Origin of the sequence: Serratia sp. CY44782, from assembly GCF_052168715.1 — a bacterium.
In the GTDB taxonomy this organism is placed as follows: domain Bacteria; phylum Pseudomonadota; class Gammaproteobacteria; order Enterobacterales; family Enterobacteriaceae; genus Serratia; species Serratia nevei.
On record NZ_JBJNME010000027.1, the window covers coordinates 1 to 1331 of the forward strand.

The following is a 1331-nucleotide window of genomic DNA, read 5'->3' on the forward strand; positions in this document are numbered from 1 at the left end:
TAAATCGTACCCCAAACCGACACAGGTGGTCAGGTAGAGAATACCAAGGCGCTTGAGAGAACTCGGGTGAAGGAACTAGGCAAAATGGTGCCGTAACTTCGGGAGAAGGCACGCTGGCATGTAGGTGAAGTCCCTTGCGGATGGAGCTGAAGCCAGTCGAAGATACCAGCTGGCTGCAACTGTTTAATAAAAACACAGCACTGTGCAAACACGAAAGTGGACGTATACGGTGTGACGCCTGCCCGGTGCTGGAAGGTTAATTGATGGGGTCAGCCGCAAGGCGAAGCTCTTGATCGAAGCCCCAGTAAACGGCGGCCGTAACTATAACGGTCCTAAGGTAGCGAAATTCCTTGTCGGGTAAGTTCCGACCTGCACGAATGGCGTAATGATGGCCAGGCTGTCTCCACCCGAGACTCAGTGAAATTGAACTCGCTGTGAAGATGCAGTGTACCCGCGGCAAGACGGAAAGACCCCGTGAACCTTTACTATAGCTTGACACTGAACATTGAGCCTTGATGTGTAGGATAGGTGGGAGGCTTTGAAGCGTGGACGCCAGTCTGCGTGGAGCCATCCTTGAAATACCACCCTTTAATGTTTGATGTTCTAACTCGGCCCCATAATCTGGGGTGAGGACAGTGTCTGGTGGGTAGTTTGACTGGGGCGGTCTCCTCCCAAAGAGTAACGGAGGAGCACGAAGGTTAGCTAATCACGGTCGGACATCGTGAGGTTAGTGCAAAGGCATAAGCTAGCTTGACTGCGAGAGTGACGGCTCGAGCAGGTACGAAAGTAGGTCTTAGTGATCCGGTGGTTCTGAATGGAAGGGCCATCGCTCAACGGATAAAAGGTACTCCGGGGATAACAGGCTGATACCGCCCAAGAGTTCATATCGACGGCGGTGTTTGGCACCTCGATGTCGGCTCATCACATCCTGGGGCTGAAGTAGGTCCCAAGGGTATGGCTGTTCGCCATTTAAAGTGGTACGCGAGCTGGGTTTAGAACGTCGTGAGACAGTTCGGTCCCTATCTGCCGTGGGCGTTGGAAGATTGAGAGGGGTTGCTCCTAGTACGAGAGGACCGGAGTGAACGCACCACTGGTGTTCGGGTTGTCATGCCAATGGCATTGCCCGGTAGCTAAGTGCGGAAAAGATAAGCGCTGAAAGCATCTAAGCGCGAAACTTGCCTCAAGATGAGTCTTCCCTGGGCCTTCAAGGCCCCTGAAGGAACGTTTAAGACTAAGACGTTGATAGGCTGGGTGTGTAAGTGCAGCGATGCATTGAGCTAACCAGTACTAATGATCCGTGAGGCTTAACCTTACAACACCGAAGGTGTTTT

General features: G+C 52.5%; 1 rRNA gene. It reads left to right on the top strand.

Annotated elements, in window-relative coordinates:
- Positions 1 to 1312 (top strand): 23S ribosomal RNA (locus ACJ8HT_RS24055); the annotation flags it as partial.
- Positions 1313 to 1331 lie beyond the last annotated feature (19 nt).